This window comes from Serratia sp. CY29653 (assembly GCF_052169255.1).
In the GTDB taxonomy this organism is placed as follows: Bacteria; Pseudomonadota; Gammaproteobacteria; order Enterobacterales; family Enterobacteriaceae; genus Serratia; species Serratia sarumanii.
The window spans coordinates 362,681-386,912 of sequence record NZ_JBJNLC010000002.1 but is presented as its reverse complement, the minus strand read 5'-3'; the positions used below and the strand labels follow the sequence as shown (position 1 = coordinate 386,912).

23 protein-coding genes and 1 other annotated feature are annotated in these 24,232 nt (G+C 60.8%); of the genes, 9 read left to right on the top strand and 14 right to left on the bottom strand.

The features are described from left to right. Positions 1 to 11 precede the first annotated feature (11 nt). Positions 12 to 129, bottom strand: a sequence feature (Thr leader region). Beyond that, entirely contained in the window at positions 68 to 136 is a 69-nt protein-coding gene (gene thrL, locus ACJ8HN_RS15400) for a thr operon leader peptide (RefSeq protein ID WP_086581142.1), read from the bottom strand. It overlaps the preceding feature by 62 nt. A 212-nt stretch (positions 137 to 348) precedes the next feature. After that, on the bottom strand, positions 349 to 1,035 hold the full coding sequence (locus ACJ8HN_RS15395) for a tRNA/rRNA methyltransferase (protein ID WP_033652888.1): 687 nt from the start codon (positions 1,033 to 1,035) through the stop codon (positions 349 to 351). Between the two features lie 629 nt (positions 1,036 to 1,664). Between ACJ8HN_RS15395 and arcA the strand changes: the two genes are divergently transcribed. Further along, complete coding sequence (gene arcA, locus ACJ8HN_RS15390) at positions 1,665 to 2,381, top strand: two-component system response regulator ArcA (protein ID WP_004933003.1); 717 nt, start codon at positions 1,665 to 1,667, stop codon at positions 2,379 to 2,381. 51 nt (positions 2,382 to 2,432) lie between these two features. On the opposite strand, the gene creA is transcribed toward arcA, so the two are convergent. Then, positions 2,433 to 2,912 carry a protein CreA gene (gene creA, locus ACJ8HN_RS15385; RefSeq protein ID WP_033637043.1) on the bottom strand — a complete coding sequence of 160 codons (480 nt, stop codon included), beginning with the start codon at positions 2,910 to 2,912 and terminating at the stop codon, positions 2,433 to 2,435. Positions 2,913 to 3,254: 342 nt separating this feature from the next. On the opposite strand from creA, the gene robA reads away from it, so the two are divergent. Further along, positions 3,255 to 4,124: an MDR efflux pump AcrAB transcriptional activator RobA gene (gene robA / locus ACJ8HN_RS15380; RefSeq protein ID WP_033637041.1), complete on the top strand. Its 870-nt coding sequence runs from the start codon at positions 3,255 to 3,257 to the stop codon at positions 4,122 to 4,124. Here robA and gpmB read toward each other — a convergent pair. Further along, positions 4,121 to 4,768 carry a 2,3-diphosphoglycerate-dependent phosphoglycerate mutase GpmB gene (gene gpmB, locus ACJ8HN_RS15375; protein WP_025305227.1) on the bottom strand — a complete coding sequence of 216 codons (648 nt, stop codon included), beginning with the start codon at positions 4,766 to 4,768 and terminating at the stop codon, positions 4,121 to 4,123. The two genes, robA and gpmB, sit on opposite strands and share 4 nt — an antisense overlap. A 101-nt stretch (positions 4,769 to 4,869) precedes the next feature. Between gpmB and yjjX the strand changes: the two genes are divergently transcribed. Further along, entirely contained in the window at positions 4,870 to 5,388 is a 519-nt protein-coding gene (yjjX, locus tag ACJ8HN_RS15370) for an inosine/xanthosine triphosphatase (RefSeq protein WP_033637040.1), read from the top strand. A gap of 11 nt (positions 5,389 to 5,399) precedes the next feature. On the opposite strand, the gene trpR is transcribed toward yjjX, so the two are convergent. Together trpR and sltY are read right to left on the bottom strand one after the other, a co-directional pair. Then, positions 5,400 to 5,729, bottom strand: coding sequence for a trp operon repressor (gene trpR, locus ACJ8HN_RS15365; RefSeq protein ID WP_004933017.1), 330 nt, complete (start codon positions 5,727 to 5,729; stop codon positions 5,400 to 5,402). A 54-nt stretch (positions 5,730 to 5,783) separates the two neighbouring features. After that, positions 5,784 to 7,712: a murein transglycosylase gene (sltY, locus tag ACJ8HN_RS15360; RefSeq protein ID WP_033637039.1), complete on the bottom strand. Its 1,929-nt coding sequence runs from the start codon at positions 7,710 to 7,712 to the stop codon at positions 5,784 to 5,786. Between the two features lie 633 nt (positions 7,713 to 8,345). Between sltY and ACJ8HN_RS15355 the strand changes: the two genes are divergently transcribed. The 4 genes from ACJ8HN_RS15355 (at position 8,346) to ettA (ending at position 12,547) form a co-directional block, all read left to right on the top strand. Then, a complete protein-coding gene (locus ACJ8HN_RS15355) occupies positions 8,346 to 8,957 on the top strand; it encodes a YfiR family protein (RefSeq protein ID WP_442523670.1) in 612 nt (203 codons plus the stop codon). Continuing rightward, positions 8,954 to 10,201 (top strand): diguanylate cyclase domain-containing protein, encoded by a 1,248-nt coding sequence (locus ACJ8HN_RS15350; RefSeq protein WP_033637037.1) that lies wholly within the window; start codon positions 8,954 to 8,956, stop codon positions 10,199 to 10,201. The genes ACJ8HN_RS15355 and ACJ8HN_RS15350 overlap by 4 nt, the downstream gene beginning before the upstream one ends. A 38-nt stretch (positions 10,202 to 10,239) precedes the next feature. Next, a complete protein-coding gene (locus tag ACJ8HN_RS15345) occupies positions 10,240 to 10,737 on the top strand; it encodes an OmpA family protein (RefSeq protein WP_033649136.1) in 498 nt (165 codons plus the stop codon). Positions 10,738 to 10,879: 142 nt separating this feature from the next. Further along, positions 10,880 to 12,547, top strand: a complete 1,668-nt coding sequence (ettA, locus tag ACJ8HN_RS15340) for an energy-dependent translational throttle protein EttA (protein ID WP_025159620.1) — start codon at positions 10,880 to 10,882, stop codon at positions 12,545 to 12,547. A gap of 31 nt (positions 12,548 to 12,578) precedes the next feature. Here the strand turns inward: ettA and ACJ8HN_RS15335 are convergent, their stop codons facing one another. After that, positions 12,579 to 13,490: a LysR family transcriptional regulator gene (locus ACJ8HN_RS15335; RefSeq protein WP_442523669.1), complete on the bottom strand. Its 912-nt coding sequence runs from the start codon at positions 13,488 to 13,490 to the stop codon at positions 12,579 to 12,581. A gap of 97 nt (positions 13,491 to 13,587) precedes the next feature. Here ACJ8HN_RS15335 and ACJ8HN_RS15330 point away from each other — a divergent pair, with 97 nt between their 5' ends. Beyond that, on the top strand, positions 13,588 to 14,589 hold the full coding sequence (locus ACJ8HN_RS15330) for a zinc-binding alcohol dehydrogenase family protein (protein ID WP_033652880.1): 1,002 nt from the start codon (positions 13,588 to 13,590) through the stop codon (positions 14,587 to 14,589). A 31-nt stretch (positions 14,590 to 14,620) separates the two neighbouring features. On the opposite strand, the gene ACJ8HN_RS15325 is transcribed toward ACJ8HN_RS15330, so the two are convergent. From ACJ8HN_RS15325 to serB, 4 genes are all read right to left on the bottom strand, one after another. Continuing rightward, entirely contained in the window at positions 14,621 to 16,054 is a 1,434-nt protein-coding gene (locus ACJ8HN_RS15325; protein ID WP_442523668.1) for a glycosyltransferase family 39 protein, read from the bottom strand. A gap of 132 nt (positions 16,055 to 16,186) precedes the next feature. After that, positions 16,187 to 17,461 carry a multifunctional transcriptional regulator/nicotinamide-nucleotide adenylyltransferase/ribosylnicotinamide kinase NadR gene (gene nadR / locus ACJ8HN_RS15320; protein ID WP_049196006.1) on the bottom strand — a complete coding sequence of 425 codons (1,275 nt, stop codon included), beginning with the start codon at positions 17,459 to 17,461 and terminating at the stop codon, positions 16,187 to 16,189. A gap of 57 nt (positions 17,462 to 17,518) precedes the next feature. Continuing rightward, positions 17,519 to 18,904, bottom strand: coding sequence for a DNA repair protein RadA (gene radA, locus ACJ8HN_RS15315; protein WP_025159617.1), 1,386 nt, complete (start codon positions 18,902 to 18,904; stop codon positions 17,519 to 17,521). Between the two features lie 19 nt (positions 18,905 to 18,923). Beyond that, positions 18,924 to 19,901 carry a phosphoserine phosphatase gene (gene serB / locus ACJ8HN_RS15310; protein WP_016929162.1) on the bottom strand — a complete coding sequence of 326 codons (978 nt, stop codon included), beginning with the start codon at positions 19,899 to 19,901 and terminating at the stop codon, positions 18,924 to 18,926. A 110-nt stretch (positions 19,902 to 20,011) separates the two neighbouring features. Between serB and ACJ8HN_RS15305 the strand changes: the two genes are divergently transcribed. Then, on the top strand, positions 20,012 to 20,695 hold the full coding sequence (locus tag ACJ8HN_RS15305) for a YtjB family periplasmic protein (protein WP_033637029.1): 684 nt from the start codon (positions 20,012 to 20,014) through the stop codon (positions 20,693 to 20,695). 1 nt (position 20,696) lies between these two features. Here ACJ8HN_RS15305 and yjjJ read toward each other — a convergent pair whose 3' ends face one another. The 3 genes from yjjJ to deoB form a co-directional block, all read right to left on the bottom strand. Beyond that, positions 20,697 to 22,040, bottom strand: a complete 1,344-nt coding sequence (gene yjjJ / locus ACJ8HN_RS15300; protein ID WP_442523667.1) for a type II toxin-antitoxin system HipA family toxin YjjJ — start codon at positions 22,038 to 22,040, stop codon at positions 20,697 to 20,699. A 137-nt stretch (positions 22,041 to 22,177) separates the two neighbouring features. Then, positions 22,178 to 22,909: a purine-nucleoside phosphorylase gene (gene deoD, locus ACJ8HN_RS15295; RefSeq protein WP_033652875.1), complete on the bottom strand. Its 732-nt coding sequence runs from the start codon at positions 22,907 to 22,909 to the stop codon at positions 22,178 to 22,180. Positions 22,910 to 23,005: 96 nt separating this feature from the next. Beyond that, a complete protein-coding gene (gene deoB, locus ACJ8HN_RS15290; RefSeq protein ID WP_033649124.1) occupies positions 23,006 to 24,229 on the bottom strand; it encodes a phosphopentomutase in 1,224 nt (407 codons plus the stop codon). Positions 24,230 to 24,232 lie beyond the last annotated feature (3 nt).

Sequence of the window (24,232 nt, the reverse complement as noted above, 5' to 3'; positions counted from 1 at the left end):
GAATTTAAGCCGAAAAAAAAGCCCGCACTGATTAGGTGCGGGCTTTTTTCTGTGTTTCCTGTGCGCGTCAGCCCGCCCCGTTACCTGTGGTATCGGTGGTGGTAATAATTGTGGTTTTCAGGCTGATGTTGCGCATGTTGTCTGTCTGTCTCATGAAATACTCTGTCCCCTCTATTGGTTAAAGCAATCGCTATCCCAAGTCAAACGATTTCTTTTTTTTGCTTATTTTCCGTTCAGCGACGGTAATGCGCGATGCAACAGGTGAAAAGCAAAACGACAGAACAAAAAAACAACTTAAAGCCGATTTACCAGTGGATCACGCTGGGTAACCGTCTGATGGAGCCGCTATCACTTGGCGAGTTTTTTTTCGATGTCGTGCAGCAGCGTATGCAACATCGCCGTATCTCGCTGTTGCAGCGCGCCGAGCCGCTGGTGCAGCCAGTCGCGCAATTTTTGGTCATCGCCGACATCCAATGCGTTCAACAAGGCATCGGCGCGGCGGCGCAGCGCCTTGAGCTGCCCTTCCGAGGCCGCCGTTTCCTGCGGCGTGCTGACGCCCATCAGGCTCGCCAGCTGGTAGCAGTACACCATCACCGCCTGGCCCAGGTTAAGCGACGGATAGTCCGCCTGCATCGGCACGCCGGTCAGCAAATCCGCCAGCGCCAGCTCTTCGTTGGTCAGGCCGGAATCTTCGCGGCCGAACACCAGCGCGGCCTGGCCGACCCACTGCTTGCGCTCGCTCAGCTGTTCCAGCAGCTCGGGCGGCGTGCAGTAATAGTGAAAACGCGCGCGGCTGCGGGCGGTGGTGGCGACGGTGAAATCCACGTCCGCCAGCGCCAGTTCCAGCGTGGCGAACGTTTGCACGCCGTCGAGGATCTCGCCGGCTCCGTGCGCCACCCAGCGCGCCGCCGGCTGCAGGTGCGCCTCGCTGTCGACGATGCGCAACGACGTGAAGCCCATGGTTTTCATCGCGCGCGCCGCCGCGCCGACATTTTCCGGCCGCGCCGGAGCCACTAAAACAATATGAAGCTGCATCACTCTTCCACCGAAGGCAGGCCTGCGCTTTTGACGGTGGCGCAGCGCCCGCTTATATTTACAATTGCGTAACAATAAACGCGTTAATAGCAACAAACAAGATTAAACGGCTCGTTGAGCTAATAAACCCGTCGTAATAGTCATTATTCGTGCTTATGTTTTACTGCATTTATTTATCAATGAGTTAAAACAAAGCGATGATCAATAAACGAATAATTGTATCCTATCGGGCCGGATAATGCTGAATCGTTCACAGAATTTGAGGTTCTGTGACTTAAACTGGCATTTCTGTAAGTGTTTTTCACAAATCTGTTAACGTGCTACAATTGAATTTGATATATGTCAACAAAGCGTAGTTTTGTTGGGTGATGAATTCGGCACGCGCTGTTATATTGCTGTTAATGGGGTTAGGATATGCGCCAATTTGGCACCCCAGGGGTTGTAGGGAACAGCATCCCCACCAGGCTAGCGATCTTGTTGACATGAGATGGAAAGTGCATCAAGAACGAGTTTACGTACTTTAGTCATTTGCTGAGAGGGAACGTGGCGCTATCTCTGCCCTCCTCTAAGAAAACAAAGACTTCTGTACTTCCGATTTTCTATTTTGTTGGCAATTTTAGGTAGCAAATATGCAGACCCCGCACATTCTGATTGTCGAAGACGAGTTAGTCACTCGTAACACCCTGAAGAGCATTTTCGAGGCGGAAGGCTACATTGTTCATGAAGCCAATGATGGTGCAGAGATGCACAATATCCTGTCTGAAAATGATATCAATCTGGTCATCATGGACATCAACCTGCCAGGCAAAAACGGCCTGCTGTTGGCGCGCGAACTGCGTGAACAGGCCAGCGTCGCCTTGATGTTCCTGACCGGTCGCGATAACGAAGTGGACAAAATCCTCGGCCTGGAAATCGGCGCCGACGATTACATCACCAAGCCGTTCAACCCGCGTGAGCTGACCATCCGCGCGCGCAACCTGCTGTCGCGCACCATGAACCTGGGCAGCCTCGGCGAAGAACGCCGCCTGGTCGAAAGCTACAAGTTCAACGGTTGGGAGCTGGACATCAACAGCCGCTCGCTGATCAGCCCGGCCGGCGAACAGTACAAGCTGCCGCGCAGCGAATTCCGCGCCATGCTGCACTTCTGCGAAAACCCAGGCAAGATCCAGTCCCGCGGCGAACTGCTGAAGAAAATGACCGGCCGCGAGCTGAAGCCGCATGACCGCACCGTGGACGTCACCATCCGTCGCATTCGCAAACACTTCGAATCGACGCCGGACACGCCGGAAATCATCGCCACCATTCACGGCGAAGGCTACCGCTTCTGCGGCGATCTGGAAGAGTAATTACGGCCTGCCGTCATGAAAACGGGGTTCAGCATGCTGAACCCCGTTTTTTTATTTCGTCTCGGCCCACGGCATGATCGGCACCGCGCTCAGCGCGTTCTTCGGCGAACCGTCGATCACCTTGTCGGAGTAGCTCAGGTAAATCAGCGAATTGCGCTTGGCGTCGTAGAAGCGCACCACCTGCAGCTTCTTGAACACCAGCGAGGTGCGTTTCTGGAATACCACCTCACCTTCCGACTTGCCGTTTTTGATCTTGTCGCTCAGCTCGATAGGCCCCACCTGCTGGCAGGAAATGGCCGCGTCGGCGGTGTCTTCCGCCAGCCCCAGGCCGCCTTTGATGCCGCCGGTTTTGGCGCGGCTGATATAACAAGTTACATTTTTAACATCCGGATCGTCGAACGCTTCCACCACGATTTTGTGGTCCGGCCCCAACAATTTAAACACGGTATCAACGGAGCCCACCTGCTCCGCCTGCGCGCTGCCAACGGTTGCGCAAACCAAACCGAATAAAAATATCCAGCCTTTTTTCATTTACTTAACTCCGATATAACCTTGCCGCAAAAATAGGTTCGGCGATCGCCATTATTTATGTCTAAGCTCACGGAATCGGTTTTTTACGGGTCCGCACCGTCCGTTTTAGCACAGAGCGTGACAAAAATCTTTGAGAGTCGCGGAGTAAAAAAATTGCTATGATGCGGCGTCGTTATTTCTTTGCGCCCACTACGGTGTACCCCAATCCAACTCTGGCGCGGCAAGCGCAGCAGAGGCAAAGAGTGCAACGCATAATGGCTCATGGATCGGTCTGATAGCGCAGCACCAGCGTGACGAATCAACAGTTCGGGTTCCTACCCCCAAGCTTTACGAGGAAGATCTATGGATCAAGCCGGTATCATTCGTGATCTGCTTAGCTGGCTGGAAAGCCATTTGGACCAACCCTTGTCGCTGGATAACGTGGCGGCCAAGGCCGGCTACTCCAAATGGCACCTGCAACGGATGTTCAAAGATATTACCGGTAACGCCATCGGTGCTTACATCCGGGCAAGGAGGCTGTCCAAAGCCGCCGTCGCGCTGCGTTTGACCAGCCGGCCGATTTTGGATATCGCCCTGCAGTATCGCTTCGACTCGCAGCAGACCTTCACCCGCGCCTTCAAAAAACAGTTTGCGCAAACGCCGGCGCTGTACCGCCGCGCCGAAGACTGGAACGCATTCGGCATCTGCCCGCCGATCCGTCTGGGGGCTTTCACCCTGCCGCAGCCGGAATTCGTCTCGCTGCCGGACAAGCGCCTGGTCGGCCTGACCCAAAGCTACTCCTGTACGCTGGAACAGATCACCACCGTGCGCACCGAGCTGCGCTCGCAGTTCTGGCGCCAGTTCCTCGGTGACGTCGAAACCCTGCCGCCGGTACTGTACGGGCTGCACCACTCGCGGCCGAGCCAGGAGAAGGACGACGAACAGGAAGTGCTGTACACCACGGCGCTGGAGCCGGATCAGGTGCCTGACAAGGCGCAGGAAGGCCAGCCGCTGGTGTTGCCGGGCGGTGAGTTTGCGATGTTCAGCTACGAAGGGCCCACTGAGGGCCTGCAAGACTTTATTCTGACGGTCTACGGCACCTGCCTGCCGGCGCTCCAGCTGACGCGCCGCAAAGGGCACGACATCGAACGCTTCTACCCGAAAGGCGAACGCCGTCCGCATCAGGCACCTATCGAGATCAAGTGCGACTACCTGATCCCGATTCGGCGTTAACGCTGCAGTTCGTCCAACGCGGGCATGTCCAGATGCGTGACATCGCCCGCGGTCTCCACGATCCAGCCGGAAGCCAGCCACGGGCTCTGCTGGTGATCGACGCGCGACAGTGAACAGTTGCGCAAGCGCAAACGGCGTTCCGCATAGGCCGGCAGCCCCAGCACCGTACTGATCAAACACCCCAACGCGATGCCATGGCTGACGAGCAGCGGCTTGCTGCCTTCCGGCAACATCAGGCAGCTCTCCAGCGCGGCGCGCATGCGCTCGCCCAGCTCCTCCATGGATTCGCCTTGAGGGATACGGCCGTCAGGAGTACCATCGACCATCTGTTTGCGCCACTGCTCTTCCTGCGGCGTCAAACTGTCGATCAGGCGTTCTTCCAGAACCCCCATGTGCAGCTCACGCAAACGCGGATCGCCTATCACTTCGCAGCCACAGGCTTCGGCGATGATCTGCGCGGTGCGGCGCGTGCGCCCCAGATCGCTGGTAATGATGTGCGTAATGCCTTCCTTACTGACGCGCCTGGCGACCAGACGGGCCTGGTGTTCACCCATGGCGGTTAACGGGCTGTCGGACTGACCCTGGATGCGGCGAGCCGCGTTCCATTCCGTTTCGCCATGGCGAACGAGGTATACCTGTAACATTTTTGTTTTCCGTTATACTGCGTGAAATTTGCGTTTATCCCCGGCCCGGCGGCGCTTTTGCCGCTGCCCGGCGTATCGGCCAGAAGGATATCAAACCCGTTATGTACCATGTTGTCGCTGCAACTACCAACCCGGCAAAGATCAAGGCTATTCAACTGGCCTTCGATGACGTCTTTGGCGCGAACCAATACCGCATTGAATCCGTTGACGTCGCCAGCGGCGTCTCGCTGCAGCCGATAGGCAACCACGAAACCCGCACCGGCTCGCGTCAACGCGTCATGGAAGCGCGCCAAGTCAGGCCCGAGGCCGATTTTTGGGTCGGCGTGGAAGCCGGGATTGAAGAGAATATGACCTTCGCCTGGATGACCATCGAGAACCCGCACATCCGCGGCGAATCCCGCTCGGCGAGCCTGATGCTGCCGGAAGTCATCTTACAAGGTATTCGCGCCGGTCGCGAATTGGGCAGCGAAATGGCGGCGATCACCGGCAATGCCGAGGTAAAGCGCCAGGGCGGCGCCATCGGCGTCTTCACCGACGGCCGGCTGAGCCGCACCAGTGTTTACCACCAGGCGCTGCTGCTGGCGCTGGTGCCGTTTCACAACGCCATCTATCAGCAATAGCACCGATCCCGCTAGGGCGCGTCGTGCAACAGCTGCTGCTCAAGCCACTGTTTCAGCTCGGGTGAAGCCGCTTTCAGGCTGTTCGAGCCGCGGGTGATGGTGGCGATCCCCGCGCCCAGTTCATTTTTCAGCTCGCGCTGGCTCATCTCGCCGCGCATCAGTTCCTGAATGATCCGCACCCGGGTACCCAGCGCGGTGCGCTCGTCCGGCGTCAGCATCAGCTGCAGCAGCGGTTGATGCAGCTCTTGCGCAAACGAATTCTGCAGCAGCGCGACGAAGCGCAGCCAATCCTCATTGCCTTGTTCTGAAAGAGCGGGGTCGTTTAACGATAATTGCGTCATGGCAGCCACCATACTATTTAACTAGTACAGCAGCATACCATAGGGCCGTCAAAATCAATAACGTCTCTGCCACTCGGCGTCGGTCAACACCTTGGCCGGCCGGTGCGTCAGATAACGGTAAAACGCATCGTAGGCAAGCACATTCTTGACGTAGCCGCGGGTTTCCGAGAACGGAATGCTTTCGATGAACGCCACCGGGTCGATACGCCCCGCGCTGTTGCCCAGCCAGGTGTTCACCCGTGACGGGCCGGCGTTATAGGCGGCGCTCGACAGGATGCGGTTGCGGCCGAACTGCTGATAGACCGACTCCAGATAGCTGGTGCCGATGGTGATGTTGGTCTGCGGATCGAACAGCTGGCTCGGGCCGACGTAGCCGGGAATATTGAACATCTGCACCGTATGCTGCGCGGTGCGCGGCATCACCTGCATCAGGCCGGAAGCGCCAACCGGCGACTGCGCCTTCGGATTCCAGGCGCTCTCCTGGCGCGCTATCGCCATCGCGTAGCTGGTGGTGATCCCCTTGTCATCGGTGGCGCGGCGGAACTCCTGCGGCCAGGCGACCGGGAAGCGCTCCTCCAGATGATCCCACAGCTTGCCGACGATGGTCGCCTGCACGCTCAGATCGGCCCATTTTTGCTCAAAGGCGTAGCGCGCCAGCGCCTCTTGTTCCGGCCGGCTGCGGCTGGCGACGTAGGAGCCCCACTCGCTGCGGGCCAGGTTGTCCATGTTCCAGTACATCAGCTCGCGCACCCGGGCGACCTCCGGCCCGTCGACCAGCGACGCGCGCGGCTTGGCCGCCACCGCCACCATCACCGGATAAGTGGCATTCAGCTTCTGCGCCGCCGCCATCGGATAGAAGCCGCGTTCGGTCATCAGGTTACGCAATATCTCCTCGCCTTCGGCGCGTTTGCCTTCGTCCATCAACTGACTGGCGCGCCAGTAGCGCCACTCATCCTTGTTGCGCGACGCTTCCGGCAGGCGGGCCAGCCAGGTCGCCACGCCCTGCCGATCGCCGTTGCCCAACGCCATGCGCACCCGGCGCTCCAGCAGCGAAGGCGAACGGCTGCGCAGAATCACCCGATCGCGCCACTGCGCCTGTTCATAGGTGGCATCGCTGCCCATCAGGCGCCAGGCCACCGCCTCTTCCAGTCCCAGCCGCTCGTCGTCGCTCATTTTCTGCAGCCGCGCGAGCGTCGGGATCATCGCCCGCGCGTTTTCCACATCCTGCCGCGCCAGGCGCTCAAAGGCGATGCCGGTGGCGGCGCGGGTAAAGTCGGTCGGCCCCACGCTGCGGGCGAAGGCTTCCACGGTGGTCGGATCGTTTTGCAAGCGCACCAGGGCGTTGCCCATGGTCTGGTAGTCGGCCGGCAGCTGGCTGTAGAGGTTGCTGACCAGCGAACTGTTGCCCTCCTTCAACGCCAGCTTCATGCGCGCCAGAATATCCAGCGGCGTCTGCTTGCCTGCGCCGCGCCAGACGCTGAACAGCCGATCGCAGGCGCCCGGCAGCGTTTTGCCGTTCAGCCACAGTTCGTCGGCGCCGCTCCAGGCCGCCTGCTGATCGCCGGTGGCCCACTTGGCGTAGTAATAGTTGCAGCGCGCCGCCACCGGTTTGGGCGGCTGCGGGCTGAAGGCCAACAGGGTGCGCCAGTCTTCGCGCCGCGCCAGCTCATTGACGAAGCGCGGGGCCAGTGATTTCGCCGGCGGCAGCGTCGGGTTGCGTTTGATAAAGTCGTTCACCTCGGAGAACCCCGCCTGGCTCAGATCCTGTGTCAGCTCGCGGTATTCCAGGTAAGGATAAAGCGGATAATCGCGCAGCGTCGGCATCAGCTGCGCCACCACGCCCATCTGATTGCCGTCCCACGCCTGTTTGATCTGCTGGTAGCGCTGACGTTGCGCATCCAGAGAATCCGCCAGCGCCGCGCCTGAAAACGCCGTCAGGCACAGGCCCATTGCCAACAGCCGTCGCTTGTCCACCTTGACCATCCTCGCTCTTTCCTCACTGGTTGGACCGCAGGAGCCGCCCAGCTCCCCGGTGACCGCCGCGCCACGGCGCAGCGGGACAAAATAAAGCCGGGCGCACGGCCCGGACGCAGATATCTACCATAGACAGCGCAATCGCTCATCCATTCAATACTGTAGAAGAAGAAGTGTATCGCCATGACGGGAGCCAGGTAAAAAACGTTTACTTTGGCTGACAAATCAGGCCGACGGGATATTTCCAGCCACCGGATTTTTATTAGCCACCCCGGCATTTATAAGAGAAGTAAAATAATTTTTAATTATTAGCTATGACATTATTGCATTTGTGAGATGAAGCCGCCGTTGCGCAAATCGCCTGACAGCTGGCCAAACGCGCCAACTTTGCAGAAAAGCGGTGGCAAACCCGGGTAGGCATTTTTATACTATCAAAAATAAGTAGGATAATTCCGAGAAAACAGCACATAAAGCGCCCAACGAAGACATCTTATAATACAATCCGCGCCAATTATGGGTGAGATAGTGTTCATTAGGCAGTGCGACTGACAGCTTTCAGCAAAACGATTGTCCCTTCAAGCGGGCCGAACTTTTCCTTGTCAGGCCACGGCCTGCGGGCGGTGGATCAGGCCGGAATGGCGGGTGAAGATGGCGAATAAGACCGCGATAGCGATGCGTTGCGCAAAAAGCCCCGTGCCGGGCTTCCTTGGCGCACGTCTGAATATCGGTCGCCTGCTGCTGATCGTGTTGTTGGTGCTGCTGACGTTGTCCGGGTCTGCGCGCGCCGCCGATGATCCCTATCAAAAACGCACGCACGCCGTGACGACCGTGGTGGTAGGCATCATCAGCTACGCCCGCTGGTCGCGTGAACCCAATCCGATCCGCTTGTGCGTGACCGCACCCACCCAGTATGCCGAAGGGCTGTTCGATCCGATCCTGCTGAGCGCCCCGCGTCCGATTAAAGCCGAGCGTGTGCCGTTCGACAGCCCAACGCTGAGTACCGGCTGCGATGTCATCTACTTAGGGAACATCACCGCCGCGCAGAGACAAAATTTCATGCAGCGCATTTCCGGCAACTCCATTCTCAGCATCAGCGAGAACGATAGCGAATGCTCCGCCGGCAGCGCATTTTGCCTGCAGATCGATGGGGACCAGGCCAGTTTCAAGGTCAACCTGGACGCTCTGGCGCGCAGCGGCGTGCGCGTTCACCCCAACGTGCTGCAGCTGGCACGCAAACAGGCGCCGCCGCTATGAGGCTGTTGCACAGAAACCGCGCCGGCAATGCGCGCCCGACGCTGGGCCGAGTGCTGCAGCGGGTGCATCTTGGGCTGGCGCTGATCGCCGTCGGCACCGCCGGCATCTTTTTGACGCTGGTGGCGCTGTTTGCGCTGCGCGCCTATGCCGACCACAACCTGCACCTGATCGCGCGCTCCATCAGCTATACCGTCGAGGCCGCCGTGGTGTTTGAAGACGGCGTCGCCGCGCGTGAGGCGCTGATGTTGATCGCCTCCAACGAAGAGATCCTGGAGGCGCGCATTCTGGATAATAAAGGCAAGATGCTGGCCAGCTGGCGCCATCCCTCCGACAGCCCGCTGCACGGTCTGGAGCAGATGGTTGCGCACTGGGCGCTGCCCGAGCCGGTCATCCTGCCTATTTCTCACGGGGGCAAACAGGTCGGCCAGGTCTGGTTGAGCGGCAACGGCGGCAGCCTGTTGCGTTTCCTGTTGCGCGGCCTGGTCGGCATGATCGCCTGCATGGTACTCAGCACCCTGTGCGCTCTGGTGTTGTCGCGCCGTATGCTGGTCGGCATCGTCAGTTCGCTGGACGACATCGCCAACGTGGCGCACGCGGTGCGCCGCGATCGCACCTTCGGCCTGCGGGTGCCGTCGGCGCCGATCGCCGAGCTGCATGAGCTCAGCAACGATTTCAACGGCTTGCTCGACGAGCTGGAGGCCTGGCAGGCCCATCTGAAGCAGGAGAACGACTCGCTGGCTCACCGGGCGACACACGACAGCCTGACCGGCTTGCCGAACCGCGCCTTCTTCGAAGGGCGGCTGAGCCGGGCGCTGGGCGATATCGAACCGCCGGCGAAATTGGCGGTGCTGTTTATCGACGGCGATCGCTTCAAGGAGGTGAACGACAGTTACGGCCACGCCGCAGGCGATGCGGTGCTGACCACCATTGCCGGGCGCATTCGCGCGCAGCTGCGCGAGACCGATCTGGTCGCGCGTCTGGGCGGGGATGAATTCGCCGTGCTGCTGGCGCCGGTACACGGCACGGAAGATGTCCTGCAGATCGCTGACAACATCATCGACTGCATGACGCAACCGGTCATTTTGCCGAACGACGAGGCGGTCATTACCTCTCTGAGTATCGGTATTGCGCTGTACCCTGATCACGCGTCGACGCCTCAGGGTCTTTTGCACGAAGCTGACGATGCGATGTATCAGGCAAAGCATCGTTATAACGGAGGCTGGCGGCTGGCTATACATAAATAAGAGCCCCGGCTATAACACTTGAACTAGGGATTTTGACTATGATACAGCAACTGTTTAAAGGTCGTTTTTCACTGCTGACGATGGTGTTCGTCGCCCTGCTGGCGCTCGCCGGCTGCCAGAGCAAACCGCAGGGCCTGACGCCCGAGCAGATCGCGCTGCTGCAATCGCAGGGCTTCAAGCTGACCGATAACGGCTGGGAGTTCGGCCTGTCGGATAAAGTGCTGTTCGGCAATAACATCGGCAAGCTGAACCCGGAAAGCACCGAGACGGTGCAGAAGATGGGCCGTGCGCTGCTGAGCGTCGGCATCACCAAGTTCCGCCTGGACGGCCATACCGACAACTACGGTGAAGACAGCTATAACGACCAGCTCTCCCTGCGCCGCGCCGATGCGGTGGCCGATCTGCTGGCCAGCGTCGGCATTCCGCGCGCCAATATCGAAACCCGCGGCATGGGCAAGCGCGATCCCGTTGCCGATAACCGCACCTCCAGCGGCCGCGCGGAAAACCGCCGCGTCGCGATCGTCGTCACGCCATAAGCCACCAATATGCGCCTTTATCGGCGCATAAACGGTTATACTTAGCGATCGCTGAGCGATGTCTGGGATCCGAGATCGAAACGGGCTACACTCATGCCGCCAGACATCCTATAAATACTGATATAGAGAGGCTTAGAGCAACGTGGCTCAATACGTCTATACCATGCACCGCGTCGGCAAGGTGGTACCGCCGAAGCGTCATATTTTGAAAAACATCTCCCTGAGCTTCTTCCCCGGGGCCAAAATCGGCGTACTGGGCCTGAACGGCGCCGGTAAGTCCACCCTGCTGCGCATCATGGCCGGCATCGATACCGATATCGAAGGGGAAGCGCGCCCGCAGCCGGGCATCAAGATCGGTTACCTGCCGCAGGAGCCGCAGCTTAACCTCGAACACACCGTGCGTGAGTCGGTGGAAGAAGCGCTGGCGGAAGTGGTCGGCGCGCTGAAACGCCTGGACGAAGTGTACGCGCTGTACGCCGAAGAAGGCGCAGACTTCGACAAGCTGGCCGCCGAACAGGGCCGCCTGGAAGAGATCATTCAGGCGCACGACGGTCACAACCTCAACGCCCAGCTGGAACGCGCCGCCGACGCGCTGCGCCTGCCGGACTGGGACGCCAAAATCGCCCACCTGTCCGGGGGTGAACGCCGCCGCGTCGCGCTGTGCCGCCTGCTGCTCGAAAAGCCGGACATGCTGCTGCTGGACGAACCGACCAACCACCTGGACGCCGAGTCCGTGGCCTGGCTGGAACGCTTCCTGCACGACTTCGAAGGCACCGTGGTGGCGATTACCCACGACCGTTACTTCCTGGATAACGTGGCCGGCTGGATCCTCGAACTGGACCGCGGCGAGGGCATTCCATGGGAAGGCAACTACTCTTCCTGGCTGGAGCAGAAAGACGCGCGTCTGGCCCAGGAAGCGTCCGCCGAAGCCGCTCGCCGCAAGTCGATCGAGAAAGAGCTGGAGTGGGTGCGTCAGGGCGCCAAAGGCCGTCAGTCCAAAGGCAAGGCCCGTTTGGCCCGCTTCGAAGAGCTGAACAACACCGAATACCAGAAACGTAACGAAACCAACGAACTGTTCATTCCACCTGGCGCACGCCTGGGCGACAAAGTGGTCGAAGTCAGCAACCTGCGCAAGTCCTACGGCGACCGCCTGCTGATCGACGACCTGTCGTTCTCGGTGCCGAAAGGGGCAATCGTCGGCATCATCGGCCCGAACGGCGCGGGTAAATCCACGCTGTTCCGCATGATGTCCGGCCAGGAACAGCCTGATTCCGGCAGCATCGTGCTGGGCGACACCGTCAAGCTGGCATCCGTCGATCAGTTCCGCGACAGCATGGACGGTTCGAAAACCGTGTGGGAAGAAGTCTCCGGCGGGCAGGACATCATGCGCATCGGCAACACCGAGATGCCGAGCCGCGCCTATGTCGGCCGCTTCAACTTCAAGGGCGTCGATCAGGGCAAACGCGTGGGCGAGCTGTCCGGCGGTGAGCGTGGCCGTCTGCACCTGGCCAAGCTGCTGCAGGTTGGCGGCAACGTGCTGCTGCTCGATGAACCGACCAACGACCTGGATATCGAAACCCTGCGCGCGCTGGAAAACGCCCTGCTGGAATTCCCTGGCTGCGCCATGGTGATCTCGCACGACCGTTGGTTCCTCGACCGTATCGCCACCCACATCCTGGACTACCAGGACGAGGGCAAGGTGGAATTCTTCGAAGGCAACTTCACCGAGTACGAAGAGTACAAAAAGCGTACGCTGGGCGCCGACGCGCTCGAGCCGCACCGCATCAAGTACAAAAAGATCGCCAAGTAATACCCAAGGCGCCGCATGCGGCGCCTTTTTTTTACCCCCGCGGCAGCTCGCGGGCGTAGTCGTCGAACGCCGGATGCTGCAGCACCACATCGATGAAGCAGGCCAGCGCCGGGGAATTCAGCTTGCGGCTCGGGTAAACCAGATACAGCTCGTTGCCCTCCGCGCGCCACGCCGGCAAGACTTCCACCAACAGCTTCTGCGCCACCACCTCGCGGCTGAGAAACGCCGGCAACAGCGTGATCCCCGCGCCGGCGATAGCGCATTCACGCGCATACAGCAGGTTGTCGGTGGTGTGCGCCAGCGGCAGCTGCCAACGGTAGTAGTCGTCGCCGCAGCGCAGGTTCCAGGCCGTCCAGGCGCGGTGGGCAATGCAGCGATGCTGTTGCAGTTGCTGCGGGTGTTCGATCGGCGGATGCTGCGCCAGATAGGACGGCGCGGCCAACAGATAGCGCGGCGCATACCCGAGACGGCGACCGATCAGCGAAGAATCCTGCGGCTTGCCGGTGCGCAGCGCGGCGTCGAAGCCTTCCTGCACCAGATCCACCATGGCGTCGGACACCGACACCTCCAGCGAAACGTCCGGGTATTGGCGCTGAAAATCCGCCGCCAGCCGCGCCACCAGGGTCGCCCCCAGCCCGGCGGGCGTTGAAATGCGCAGGCGGCCGCTCGGGTTATCGCGCAGCCGCTGCAACGCCAGATCGGCGCGTTCCGCGGCGGACATCATCGCCTGACAATGTTCCAGATAGCGCTCACCGGCGAAGGTCAGGTTCAGCTGGCGCGTGGTGCGATTGAGCAAGCGCAGCCCCAGCGTCTGTTCGAGCTGGCTGATGCGCTGGCTGACGCTGGATTTCGGCAACCCGACGCGCTGCGCGGCGGCGGTGAAGCTGCCGCACTCCGCCACCAGCGCGAACAGCGCCATGTCCTGCAGCTGTTTGAATTCCATTGTTCACCTTAAACGAACACTCCGTTAGATATTGTCCATCTTATCACCCCACTGCCGCGGGTCTACACTGGGGACATCATTTAAAAGGAGCACAATCATGTCGATAAAAGCCATTGCCGTAGACCCGCAGAACCCCGCCGGTTTCATCGAAATCTCACCGGAGATGCCGGTTCCCGGCCAGTACGATCTGCTGGTGGCAGTGAAAGCGGCGTCGGTCAACCCAGTGGACACCAAAGTGCACGCCGGTCTGCAAAAGAGCGGCCTGCAGCAGCCGCGCATCCTCGGCTGGGACGCCAGCGGCGTGGTGGTAGACGTGGGCAGCGGCGTCAGCGGCTTCAAGCCCGGCGATGAAGTGTGGTACGCCGGCGACATCACCCGCCCCGGCAGCAACAGCAGCCACCAGCTGATCGACTCACGCATCGCCGCGCACAAGCCGCGCAGCCTGAACTGGGCCGAGTCCGCCGCCCTGCCGCTCACCGCCCTCACCGCCTGGGAAGCGCTGTTCGAACACCTGAACATTCAGGACGCGCCGGAGAACAAGACGCTGCTGATCATCGGCGGCGCCGGCGGCGTCGGCTCGCTGGCCATTCCGCTGGCCGCGCTGCGCAGCAAGGTGAAAGTGATCGCCACCGCCTCAAGGCCGGAATCCGCCGCCTGGTGCCGTGAGCGCGGCGCCGATCTGGTGGTGGACTACCGCGATCTGAAGGGCGAGCTGGCGCAGCACGGCATCGAGCAGGTGGATTACATCCTGTGCCTGAACGATACCGACGGCCACTGGCCGGCGATGGCCGAGCTGGTCGCGCCGCTGGGCCATATCTGCACCATCGTCGAGAACGCGCAGCCGTTGGATCAAAACGCGCTGAAGCTGAAAAGCGCCGCGCTGCACTGGGAATTCATGTTCACCCGCAGCATGTTCACCACCCCGGACATCGCGCAGCAGGGCCAGATCCTCCAACAGGTGGCGCAGCTGCTGGACGAGGGCAAGTTGAGCACCACGCTGAGCGAAACCCTGCACGGGCTGTCGGTAGAGACGCTGACCGCCGCGCATCAACGGCTGCTCGGCGGCCATATGCAAGGTAAGCTGGTTATCGCTTACTAAGCCTGAATCGCGGCGGCGTTTTGCGCCGCCGTTACTGCGGACGAACGAAGCCGACGCACAGCGTCTGCTCGTCGGCATACGGATCGGCGCGAAACGTCAGCGTCTGCTGCCAATCGAGGCGCATCTTCGGCCAGTGGGCCAGCTCGCCGCCGAAGTCGCTGCGCGCGCAGTCTTCACCCAACCGCCCGAACAGGGCGACGCCGTGCTGCGCAATCTGCGGATAGCTGATGTTGACGTTGTAGATATTCGGGCGCGTATGATTAGACCAGCGCGTAATGGTCTGCGGCCGGGAGCCGGCGTACACCGTCATCCACTGCGACAGGTATTCGCCGCCGACGTAGCGCAGGCTGACGCCATACCGCTCCTGCCACAGCCGCTCCACTCCGACGCTGAACGCCTTGATACCCACCATTTTCTGGCCGGCGTTGCGCACGTTGCCCAGCATCACCGCGGCATACCCCAGATAGATCGCCAGCGCCGCGCACATCAGCCCGATGGTCGCCGCGCGCAGCGAACGCACCGGCGGCTGGCGCACGCAGCCGACCAGCAGCGCGGGCGCCAGCATGAAGAACGGCTGCAGCCACTCGGTCAGCCGGCCGCCGACGTTGAAAGAGAACCAGAAGGTAATGATGCCGAGCGGCAACAGGTAGACCCACAGCAACACCCGCATCGGCAACGCCGCTGGCCAGGCCATCACCGCCCCGCTGCGCCGCAGGATCACCCACAGCGCGAGCGACGGATAGAACACCAGCAGCAGCGACTGCAGCATATCGAGGTTGAGCTGCATCTTGATCTGCGAATCCACCCACTTGAAGGCGGCGAAGTCATGGTTCCACAGCCAGAACAGGTTCGGCAGCACCAGCGCCAACCAGATCGCCACCGCCAGATAGAACTGCGGCTGACGATAGCAGCGGCGGATCTGCGGTACGAACAGCGTCGACAGCGCCGCGAAATAGACGAAGGCGAAGGTCGAGTATTTCGCCATCATCGCCAGACCGGCCACCAATGCGAAAGCCGGCCACCAGTTGGCCGAACGCGAGATCGCCAGGTGGAAGAACAGCGCCATCCACGGCCACAGCATCACCAACAGGTAATTGTCGTTGTAGGGAATGATGTCGAAATTGATGATGCCGGACAGGTTGAGCGTCAGCAGCGCCATCCAGGCCAGCGAGGTGCTGCCGCTCAGGCGGCGCGCCAATAGCCAGACGCCCAACATGCCGATGGCGATGGCGATGAAGTGCCCGCCATACCAGTACAGGTTCAGCGGCAGCCACGGGAGCCAGATCGCCGGCTGCATCGCCGCACCGACCAGCCAAGGATTTTTCGGTGAGCCCCACTCGGCGTTAAGGCCCCAGTTGAGCGCCTCGACGGCGTCGTAAGGCAGGGTGGGATCGAGATGAACGGTCAGCAGCGTCCAGGCTGCGGCATAGCAGATCAACCAGAGAGCGAGTAAGCGATAAGACATGTCTTCTTCTGAGCGTTATTGTAAAGAAAATCTTAACCTAGTCGCTACCGAATGAACCATGTTTAAACAAGCCGTTAAATGTGCGCCACAGAGGCGTTTCTGCCGCCGCGACCGCACATTCCGCTAATTTTCTCAGCCTGCGGCGTGGCGATGGGTGGGCGCATTCGCCAACCGGCCGGCGTCCGCCGCCAGCAGCTGCTGCACCAGCTCGACGCAGCGCAGGAAACGCTCTTCGTAATCGCTGGACTCGACGTGCACGTACTCGATGTTGTTGGCGCGCAACATGTCCTCCAACAGGCGCTGGAACGCCAGGCGATCGGCGGTGCTGCCGAGGCTGCGCAGGCCGTCCGCCACCCACGGCGTGTTGTTTTCCAGCAGGATCACCAGATCGAAACGGTATTCGTCGATCAGCGCCTGCACGAAGGGGTGTTCACGCCCCTCGTACTTTTTGCAAAACGCCTGGGTGGTGACGAAATCGGTATCGATAAACGCCACCTTGTTGGCGTACTTGACCGCGAAATCCACGTATTGCGCCTGCCCGAGGGCGATTTTGTCGTAGTCGGAGTACTGCAGCGCCATCTCGTCGCCGCCCAGGTGCGAAAACACGTAATCGCGGCCATATTCCCAGGCGCTGGTGGTGTTGAAGATGTTGGCCAGCTTGTTGACCAGCGTCGACTTGCCGCTCGACTCGCCGCCGAGGATCGCCACGGTGCGTACGAAAAACGGCTTCACCTCGGTCGGGATGTAGTCCCAATAGCGGAACGGATCCTGGCGGATCTGATTGCCGCTGATGTTCATGAACGAACGCTCGGGATCGACCAAGATGGTTTCGATGCCCAGATGCTCGCGGTAGCGCGGCGCATCCTGCGCTTCGCTGGAATAGATGAAGCTCGGCACGATGCCCTTCTGTTCCATAAAGGCCTTCATGCCGTCGCTCCACACGTTCCAGCCGTGCGGATAGGGTTCGATGCCCTGCTCGTCGAACGAGTGGATATGGATGTTTTTCTGGTACTTGAAGGTCTGCAGCAGCCAGCGCAGGCGATCGCTGACCGTTGGCTGTTGCGACATCGAACTGTTCTCGAACAGCTCGCGGTCGCGCGGTTCATCGTGGCACAAGATAACGTGAAGTTCGTCCACTTGGCTGCAGGCGCGCTGGATCAGATAGATGTGGCCGGTGTGCAGCGGGTAAAATTTACCAAACACCACGCCGACTTTGACCTCTTTACGCGGGAACTCCAGCCCGAGAAAACGGTGCAGCGCCTCGAGCTTTTGCGCGCTCGGGCTTTTGATTTTGTCGTTCAACAGCTGGCTCAGATAGCCCTTGGTCATGCCGCTGGCATCCGCCACCTGCTGCAAAGTACAGCCCTTTTGCTTAATGGACGTCTTCAGGTAATCAAATTGCGGCATGGCCCCTCCGTTTAGTATGCTAAACAAAATAGCATATCTTACTCGCCGTCGGCGACATTAATAAAACTCTTCCAGCACGTCGAGCGCGTCCGCCAGCTTCTTGACCCCAAACACCTGCATGTTGGCCGGCGGCTTCTTCGGCATGTTGCCGTGCGGCACGATGGCGCGCTTGAAACCGTGCTTGGCCGCTTCGGAGATGCGCTCCTGGCCGCTCGGCACCGGACGGATTTCTCCCGCCAGCCCCACTTCGCCGAACACCACCAGATCGTTCGGCAGCGGCCGATCGCGCAGGCTCGACACCAACGACATCAGCAGCGCCAGATCGGCGCTGGTCTCGCTGACCTTCACCCCGCCGACCACGTTGACGAACACGTCCTGATCCGACATCTGCAGCCCGCCGTGCCGGTGCAGCACCGCCAGCAGGATCGCCAACCGGTTCTGCTCCAGGCCCACCGCCACGCGGCGCGGGTTGGACATCATCGAGTGATCCACCAGCGCCTGGATCTCCACCAGCAGCGGCCGGGTGCCTTCCCACACCACCATCACCGAACTGCCGGAAGTGACTTCATCGCCGCGGCTGAGGAAGATCGCCGAAGGGTTGCTGACTTCGCGCAGCCCCTGTTCGGTCATGGCGAACACCCCCAGCTCGTTGACCGCGCCGAAGCGGTTCTTGTGGCTGCGCAGGGTGCGGAAGCGGGAATCGGCGTCGCCGTCCAGCAGCACCGAACAGTCAATGCAGTGTTCCAGCACTTTCGGCCCGGCCAGCGAGCCGTCTTTGGTGACGTGGCCGACCATGACGATCGCCACGCCGCGCGTCTTGGCGAAGCGCGTCAGGTAGGCGGCGGTTTCGCGCACCTGGGCCACGCTGCCCGGCGAAGACTGAATGTCCGCCATGTGCATCACCTGGATCGAGTCGATCACCATCAGCTTCGGCTGTTCCTGCTCGGCGATCAGGCAGATCTGCTCGATGCTGGTTTCCGACAGCATGTTCAGGCCGCCGGTCGGCAGCCCCAGCCGATGAGCGCGCATCGCCACCTGCTGCAGCGACTCCTCGCCGGTGACGTACAGGGTTTTCATCTGCTCGGACAGTTTGCACAGCACCTGCAGCAACAGGGTGCTCTTGCCGGCGCCGGGGTTGCCGCCGATCAGAATGGCGCTGCCGGGCACCACGCCGCCGCCCAGCACGCGATCGAACTCGAGAAAGCCGGTGGTGAAGCGCGGCAGCGCCTCAAGGCTGATTTCCGACAGCTTCTGCACCTTGCTGACGCCGGCGTCGCCGGCATAGCCGCTGAGGCGATCGTTGCGCGCCGCTGCGGGCGACGCGGCCAAACGCACTTCCGTGATGGTGTTCCAGGCATGACAGGCGCTGCACTGCCCCTGCCAACGCGGATAGTCCGCCCCGCACTCATTGCACACAAATGCCCGTTTTGCCGCTTTTGCCACGTCTTACCTCAATCTTTCGTTATCGCACTTCGTGTTTCAGGCTGCCGGTGAGAATGCACAGCACGCCCATCAGATCCGCATGCCGGATCGCCACCTGCGCTTTTTCATACACTTTCGGCTTGGCGTGGTAGGCGATGCCCAACCCCGCCGCCTGCATCATTTTCAAATCGTTGGCGCCGTCGCCGATGGCCACGGTCTGCGCCAGCGGGATCTCCAGCTTCTCTGCCAGTCGCAGCAGCGTATCGGCTTTGAACTGCGCGTCCACCACCGGCCCCAGCACTTCGCCGGTCAGCTTGCCGTCGCGGATCTCCAGCTCATTGGCCGCCGCCGCCACCAGCCGCAGCCGGTTGCGCAGGTATTCGGCGTAGTAGGTGAAGCCGCCGGAGGCGATCGCCACATGCCAGCCCATCGCCTGCAGCTTGCCCACCAGGCTGGTCAGCCCCGGCATCAGCGGCAGCTCGTCGCGCACCTGCTTGAGGATGTTGGCGTCGGCTCCTTTCAGCGTGCCGACGCGCTGGCGCAGGCTGGCGGTAAAGTCCAGCTCGCCGCGCATCGCGCGTTCGGTGACTTCCGCCACCTGTTCGCCGACGCCCGCCAGTTTGGCGATCTCGTCGATGCACTCGATCTCGATCGCCGTCGAATCCATGTCCATCACCAGCAGCCCCGGCGTGCGCAGGTGCGGGATCTTGCCGAGCGGCGCCACGTCCAGCCCGCTTTCCGCCGCCAGCAGCTTGGCGCGCGGCGTCAAGGTGCCCGCCAGGCGCACCACCTGATAGTCGTCCACGCCCCAGGCGGTGACGATCACCATCGCCGCGCCCAGCTTGCGTTGGAATTGTGTAATGCGCGCCTTGTCCAGCTTTCTGCCGTATAACAGCCACCCGGTATTGCCCGCCCGGTAGTCCAGCGGCATCACTTCGTCGCCGCTGAGCGAAAGGGGAAGACCCGGCCATTGAGAGATCTCCGCCGGAAGATCGCAATAGGTCAGACTGTTTGACATCATTGACTCCTGAATGGACAAAAACGCTGCATGATAAAACGACGCATCAAGCTATCCTATCGCCAGCGGTTCTGGCAACATAAAGTGTCCCCGATGCCCAAGGAACCTGCATGGCTCGCGCTAAACTGAAATTTCGCCTGCACCGTACCGCTATTATCCTGATTTGCCTGGCTTTGCTGGTGCTCCTGATGCAGGGTGCCTCTTATTTTAGCCTGAGTCACCAAATGGCGCGATCCGAACAGGTCGAAGAGCTGGCGCAGACGCTGACCAAACAGGTCGCCTACAGCCTGGCGCCGCTGCTGGACGACGACGGCAACAACCCGCGCATCGACGCCATCCTCAAGCAGCTCACCGATCACAGCCGCATTCTCGACGTCAGCGTGTATCAGCTGGACGGCACGCTGGTCTCCCACGCCGGGGAGCAGATAAGTATACGCGATCGGCTGTCGCTCGACGGCAAGCGCGCCGGCAGCTACTTCAACCACCAGTTGGTCGAATCCATTCAGGGCAAAGACGGCCCGATCGGCTTTATCCGCATCACCCTCGACACCCACGTGCTGGCGACCGAGTCCAAGCAGGTGGACAACACCACCAACCTGCTGCGCCTGATGATCCTGCTGGCGCTGGCGATCGGCATCATTCTGGCGCGCACCCTGCTGCAACACCGCCGCAGCCGCTGGCAGCAGTCGCCGTACCTGTTGACCGCCAACACGCCGTTGGCAGAAGGCAATACGGTGGAAGACGACGAAGAGGATGCGCCGGAGGCAAAACAGGAAGCGCCGAAGAAGGGGTAACTCAGGCCAGGCGCTGAATGCGCTCGTGCAGCTTCTGCAGTTGCACCAACATTTGCTCGGCAATCGCCCGAAACGCCTCGCTGATGTCGTCATGTTGCGCCGTTCGCCGCCAGAACTCGAGAGCCAATAGCTCCGCTTGCCGCCAGACGGCGCCGCTCACCTCGTTGCTCAAACGGATCTCCAGCGCGTCGTGGCGCAGATTACCGCTGCTTGCCGGGGCAAAAGCCATCGGCAACATATCATACAAAGGCGCCAACATGACCGGCCGCTGGGTTATCCGCAAGAACGACAGGTTGCCTTGGTGCATATCGCTGTTGGCGATCAACCGGCCAAAGGCCCAATACAGGGCAACCCGTTGGTAGACTGAGTGATCGATCACCCCTTGCTGCAATAACCGCTCGGCGGCCACGACCCAGTTGGCGTGGCCGCTGCCGCTGAACTCGGCATCCAGCGCCTCCAGCGACACCATCGCTACCCTCCCTTCTTCACCGATGCGATCAAAGCGCTCGATCTCTAAAAAGCATTGTCGGTCAGCACCGAACAGGATTTGCGCCGATGCGGCAGGCAATCCCGCAGCGGCGACCGTCTGCAACGCCAGCGACTCGGCGATCAGCAAATCGCTCCAGCGCTGTGCAATGACATGCGTCGGCGCCAGGCTGAACTTCACCAAAACATGCGCACGGCGCCCTGGCACCAGCTCAGCATAGGCGGCAAACTTGGGTTGCTCGCCACCGGCGGAAGAGCCTACCAGCTCCCCGGCCAGCGCCTGGACAGACAATGCGGCGTAACGCTCGATTTTATCTTCCACCGTGATGGCGACGGCTGTATCCCGCATTAACCAACGCTGATAGCTGTCGGCACCAGGCAACAGATCGCCGGTCATGTCTTCGCCATAACGGCAGAGCGCCAACAAGCGTTGACCTTCATCCCATCGCCGCACATCCTCCGGCAAATTCAACTCGCGCGCCGCTGCTTTTCCCCAGGCTCGCCCGAGAAAGCCAATCGGCCGTAGGTCGTTCAAATACCATGGCATGCCGTCATAGAGCTGCCACTCTCCGCTGCGCTCATCGCACACCGCACAGTTATCGGCAGGATACAGCGGGCAAAGCGTGGCAAACAGGTGCGCCTTACCCCGTTCATCAACCCGATATAGCGGAAACTGCCTCTCACCGCCGATCCCGCGCCGCAACGCATAGCGCGTCGCCTTACCTTTACCGAGGATCAATACGGCGCCCGCCAGTTCACGGAGACGGCGCGATAGCGTCGGCTGGCTGATGCCTAACGCTTCTGTCAGTTGACGAGCCGTAGCCGGCCCATGACGCAAAACTTGTTCAACGGTGAGCATCGGATGAATAGATTGGTGAATAGATTGATAAAGGAAGTAATAGCGTTAAATGGCAGAAAGGTAAAGCGTTAGCCAAAACTGGCCAAGCGGAATGAATAGATTGACGGGCGGGCGCCAGGATGACGCCCGCCGGGGTACTACGCTTTGTCGCCCAGCAGCACGGATTCCAGCGCGATAACGATCATGTCGTTAAAGGTGGTCTGGCGTTCCGCCGCCGTGGTCGCTTCGTGACGCAGGATGTGGTCGGACACGGTGCAGATGGTCAGCGCCTTGCAGCCGAACTCTTCGTACAGCTCTGCCGCCACGCCGTAGATGCCGGCCGCTTCCATTTCCACGCCCAGGATGCCGTACTTCTTCATCACCTGGAACATGTCCGGATCCGGGGTGTAGAACAGATCGGCGGAGAAGATGTTGCCCACGCGCGCCGGGATGCCCTGCGCCGCCGCCGCGTCGACCGCGTTGCGCACCATGTCGAAGTCGGCGATCGCCGCGTAGTCGTTGTCCTTGAAGCGCAGACGGTTCACCTTGGAGTCGGTGCACGCGCCCATGCCGATCACCACGTCACGCAGTTTGATATCGTCACGCACCGCGCCGCAGGAGCCCACGCGAATGATCTTCTTCACGCCGAATTCTGCGATCAGCTCGCGCGCATAGATGGAGCAGGACGGGATGCCCATGCCGTGGCCCATTACGGAGATGCGGCGGCCTTTATAGGTGCCGGTGAAGCCCAACATGCCGCGCACGTTGTTCACTTCCACCGCGCCTTCCAGGAAGGTTTCGGCGATGTATTTTGCACGCAGCGGATCGCCCGGCATCAGTACTACGTCAGCGAAATCACCCATCTCAGCATTAATGTGCGGCGTAGCCATAATTCTCTTCCTTTAAATCGTATTAAATAGCGTTAAACGTATAAGCCGTGGCATGTCAGACGGCGGCCAACTGCGCCGCCGCCTTAAACTCACGGATTAAAACATGCTCTTACCGTAATCCATCGGCGACAGGCCAAAATAATTGGCAACGGTCTGGCCGATGTCGGCGAAGGTCTCGCGGTGGCCCAGCGAGCCCGGTTTCACTTTCGGGCCGTAAACCAGCACCGGGATGTGCTCGCGGGTGTGGTCGGTGCCCGGCCAGGTCGGGTCGCAGCCGTGGTCGGCGGTGAAGATGATGATGTCTTCGTCTTTCACCAGCTTCAGCAGCTCCGGCAGGCGGCGGTCGAACAGCTCCAGCGCGGCGGCGTAGCCCGCCACGTCACGGCGGTGGCCATAGGAGGAGTCGAAGTCCACGAAGTTGGTGAACACGATGGTGTTGTCGCCGGCCTTTTCCATTTCGATCAGGGTCGCGTCGAACAGCGCGTCGATGCCGGTCGCCTTCACCTTCTTGGTGATGCCGACGTTGGCGTAGATGTCGGCGATTTTACCGATCGACACCACTTCGCCGCCCTTCTCGTCCACCAGCTTTTTCAGCACGGTCGGCGCCGGCGGCTCTACCGCCAGATCGTGACGGTTGCCGGTACGCTGGAAGTTGCCCGGCTTGTCGCCGACGAACGGACGCGCGATCACGCGGCCGATGTTATACCCGCCTTCGGTCAGCTCTTCACGCGCGATTTCGCACAGCTCGTACAGGCGATCCAGGCCGAAGGTTTCTTCATGGCAGGCGATCTGGAATACCGAGTCGGCGGAGGTGTAGAAAATCGGCTTGCCGGTTTTCATGTGCTCTTCACCCAGCTGATCGAGGATCACGGTGCCGGATGAGTGGCAGTTGCCCAGGTAGCCCGGCAGCTTGGCGCGTTCGACCAGTTTGTCCAGCAGTGCCTGCGGGAAGCTGTTGTGCTCGTCCTTGAAATAGCCCCAGTCGAACAGCACCGGCACGCCGGCGATTTCCCAGTGGCCCGACGGCGTGTCTTTACCGGAAGAGAGTTCGCTGGCGTAAGCGTAAGCGCCGATGATGTCGGCGTTGCGATCCAACCCCTGCGGGAAGTTGCCGGTGGACTCTTCCGCCGCTTTGCCGAGACCCAGACGGCTCAGGTTAGGCAGCGTCAGCGGGCCCTGGCGGCCCACGTTGGCCTCACCGCGCGCGCAAACCTCGGCGATGTGGCCCAGGGTGTCGGAACCCTGATCGCCAAAACGTTCGGCGTCTTCGCTGGCGCCGATGCCGAAGGAGTCCAATACCATAATAAATGTGCGTTTCATCTG

Coding starts and splice junctions, on each gene's coding strand:
- ACJ8HN_RS15395 (WP_033652888.1), bottom strand. CDS start 1,035: ATGCAGCTTCATATTGTTTTAGTGGCTCCGGCGCGGCCGGAAAATGTC.
- arcA (WP_004933003.1), top strand. CDS start 1,665: ATGCAGACCCCGCACATTCTGATTGTCGAAGACGAGTTAGTCACTCGT.
- creA (WP_033637043.1), bottom strand. CDS start 2,912: ATGAAAAAAGGCTGGATATTTTTATTCGGTTTGGTTTGCGCAACCGTT.
- robA (WP_033637041.1), top strand. CDS start 3,255: ATGGATCAAGCCGGTATCATTCGTGATCTGCTTAGCTGGCTGGAAAGC.
- gpmB (WP_025305227.1), bottom strand. CDS start 4,768: ATGTTACAGGTATACCTCGTTCGCCATGGCGAAACGGAATGGAACGCG.
- yjjX (WP_033637040.1), top strand. CDS start 4,870: ATGTACCATGTTGTCGCTGCAACTACCAACCCGGCAAAGATCAAGGCT.
- trpR (WP_004933017.1), bottom strand. CDS start 5,729: ATGACGCAATTATCGTTAAACGACCCCGCTCTTTCAGAACAAGGCAAT.
- sltY (WP_033637039.1), bottom strand. CDS start 7,712: ATGGTCAAGGTGGACAAGCGACGGCTGTTGGCAATGGGCCTGTGCCTG.
- ACJ8HN_RS15350 (WP_033637037.1), top strand. CDS start 8,954: ATGAGGCTGTTGCACAGAAACCGCGCCGGCAATGCGCGCCCGACGCTG.
- ACJ8HN_RS15345 (WP_033649136.1), top strand. CDS start 10,240: ATGATACAGCAACTGTTTAAAGGTCGTTTTTCACTGCTGACGATGGTG.
- ACJ8HN_RS15335 (WP_442523669.1), bottom strand. CDS start 13,490: ATGGAATTCAAACAGCTGCAGGACATGGCGCTGTTCGCGCTGGTGGCG.
- ACJ8HN_RS15330 (WP_033652880.1), top strand. CDS start 13,588: ATGTCGATAAAAGCCATTGCCGTAGACCCGCAGAACCCCGCCGGTTTC.
- ACJ8HN_RS15325 (WP_442523668.1), bottom strand. CDS start 16,054: ATGTCTTATCGCTTACTCGCTCTCTGGTTGATCTGCTATGCCGCAGCC.
- nadR (WP_049196006.1), bottom strand. CDS start 17,461: ATGCCGCAATTTGATTACCTGAAGACGTCCATTAAGCAAAAGGGCTGT.
- serB (WP_016929162.1), bottom strand. CDS start 19,901: ATGTCAAACAGTCTGACCTATTGCGATCTTCCGGCGGAGATCTCTCAA.
- ACJ8HN_RS15305 (WP_033637029.1), top strand. CDS start 20,012: ATGGCTCGCGCTAAACTGAAATTTCGCCTGCACCGTACCGCTATTATC.
- yjjJ (WP_442523667.1), bottom strand. CDS start 22,040: ATGCTCACCGTTGAACAAGTTTTGCGTCATGGGCCGGCTACGGCTCGT.
- deoD (WP_033652875.1), bottom strand. CDS start 22,909: ATGGCTACGCCGCACATTAATGCTGAGATGGGTGATTTCGCTGACGTA.
- deoB (WP_033649124.1), bottom strand. CDS start 24,229: ATGAAACGCACATTTATTATGGTATTGGACTCCTTCGGCATCGGCGCC.